Below are 2500 nucleotides of genomic sequence, written 5' to 3'. Positions count from 1 at the left end.
GCAAACTCCGAATACCAACAAGTGCAATCATGGGAGACAGACAGCGGGTGATAACGTCCGTTGTCGAGAGGGAAACAACCCAGACCGCCAGCTAAGGTCCCTAAATATAGCTCAGTGGGAAACGATGTGAGAAGGCATAGACAGCCAGGAGGTTGGCTTAGAAGCAGCCACCCTTTAAAGAAAGCGTAATAGCTCACTGGTCGAGTCGGCTCGCGCGGAAGATGTACCGGGGCTCAAGCTATATACCGAAGCTGCGGATGCGATTTATCGCATGGTAGGGGAGCGTTCTGTAAGCCTGCGAAGGTGTGGTGGAAACCATGCTGGAGGTATCAGAAGTGAGAATGCTGACATGAGTAACGATAATGCGGGTGAAAAACCCGCACACCGAAAACCCAAGGTTTCCTACGCAACGCTAATCGGCGTAGGGTTAGTCGGCCACTAAGGCGAGGGCGAAAGCCGTAGTCGATGTGAAACAGGTTAATATTCCTGTACCGATAATTACTGCGATGGAATGACGGAGAAGGCTAATCTGGAAGGGTGTTGGTTTACCCTATCTAAGCATGTAGGCTTGAATCTTAGGCAAATCCGGGATTCTTTAAGGCTGAGATGTGATGGCGACGCTCAATTGCGAGCGGAGCAGATGATGCCAGGCTTCCAAGAAAAGTTTCTAAGCTTCAGGTAATTATTGACCGTACTCTAAACGGACACACGTGGGTGAGGCGAGAAGCCTAAGGTGCTTGAGAGAACCCAGGTGAAGGAACTCGGCAAAATGACACCGTAACTTCGGGAGAAGGTGTGCCTACTCCGGTGAAGGGACTTGCTCCCAGAGCTAGAGAGGTTGCAATAAATAGGTGGCTGCGACTGTTTATTAAAAACATAGCACTCTGCAAACTCGAAAGAGGACGTATAGGGTGTGACGCCTGCCCGGTGCCGGAAGGTTAATTGATGAGGTTAGTCTTCGGACGAAGCTTTTGATCGAAGCCCCGGTGAACGGCGGCCGTAACTATAACGGTCCTAAGGTAGCGAAATTCCTTGTCGGGTAAGTTCCGACCTGCACGAATGGCGTAACGATGGCCACACTGTCTCCACCTGGGACTCAGTGAAATTGAATTTGCTGTGAAGATGCAGTGTACCCGCGGTTAGACGGAAAGACCCCGTGCACCTTTACTACAGCTTTGCATTGGACTTTGAACCTATTTGTGTAGGATAGGTGGGAGGCTTTGAAGCGTAAACGCCAGTTTGCGTGGAGCCATCCTTGAAATACCACCCTGGTATGTTTGGAGTCCTAACCCAGGTCCATTATCTGGATCGGGGACAATGTATGGTGGGTAGTTTGACTGGGGCGGTCTCCTCCCAAAGAGTAACGGAGGAGCGCGAAGGTACTCTAAATACGGTCGGAAATCGTATGGTTAGTGTAAAGGCAAAAGAGTGCTTGACTGCGAGACGGACATGTCGAGCAGGTACGAAAGTAGGTCTTAGTGATCCGGTGGTTCTGTATGGAAGGGCCATCGCTCAACGGATAAAAGGTACGCCGGGGATAACAGGCTGATACCCCCCAAGAGTTCACATCGACGGGGGTGTTTGGCACCTCGATGTCGGCTCATCTCATCCTGGGGCTGTAGCCGGTCCCAAGGGTATGGCTGTTCGCCATTTAAAGAGGTACGCGAGCTGGGTTTAGAACGTCGTGAGACAGTTTGGTCCCTATCTGCCGTGGGCGCCTGAGACTTGAGGGAAGCTGCTCCTAGTACGAGAGGACCGGAGTGGACGTACCCCTGGTGTTCCAATTGTCTCGCCAGAGGCATTGTTGGGTAGCTATGTACGGACGGGATAACCGCTGAAAGCATCTAAGCGGGAAGCCCCTCCCAAGATAAGGTCTCACTGAATACTTGATATTCCTGAAGGGTCGTCGAAGACTACGACGTTGATAGGCAAGGTGTGGAAGCGTTGAAAGGCGTTAAGCTAACTTGTACTAATTGCCCGTGAGGCTTGACCATATAACACCCAAAAGGTTTGGTCGTTTACCTCGGTAAACACTGAAACTTTAAGTGATATTGGAAAAGCTATTTAATGTGATATTTATTAGCGAACGAAATTTACTCCTGAAAACGAGCTGACGCTCTATTAGGCTTTGCCTAATGGCTGAAGGCTCTGTCCCGATCACAGATCGGTAAGTAGGTAAATTGAATTCTGCGAGTAGGTTTACATATCAAGAAAGTGATACAAAAAGATGGGAATTGTTATAATCCCATCACTTAACAACTACTGATTTTACTGACCCTCGGGTCAGAACAAGCCCAGATATGGGAAGGCGTACTTAGGTACGAATTCCAGACCAGTTTTCTGGTGACAATAGCGACTGTGAACCACCTGATCCCTTCTCGAACTCAGAAGTGAAACCAGTTAGCGCCGATGGTAGTGCGGGATTCCCCGTGTGAGAGTAGGACATCGCCAGATTTATATTAGAAGCCCCAGCAGGAAACTGCTGGGGCTTTTTTATTGC

At 49.7% G+C, this 2500-nt stretch carries 2 rRNA genes (1 of these 2 cut by a window edge); both read left to right on the top strand.

The features are described 5' to 3' along the window. A 23S ribosomal RNA gene (locus DFR28_RS19235) occupies positions 1–1994 on the top strand; it begins 904 nt to the left of the window's first position. A 345-nt stretch (positions 1995–2339) separates the two neighbouring features. Continuing rightward, positions 2340–2454, top strand: a 5S ribosomal RNA gene (gene rrf / locus DFR28_RS19230). Positions 2455–2500 lie beyond the last annotated feature (46 nt).

The sequence above is a fragment of the Arenicella xantha genome, assembly GCF_003315245.1.
GTDB lineage: Bacteria > Pseudomonadota > Gammaproteobacteria > Arenicellales > Arenicellaceae > Arenicella > Arenicella xantha.
This window is presented reverse-complemented; position numbering and strand designations above follow the sequence as displayed.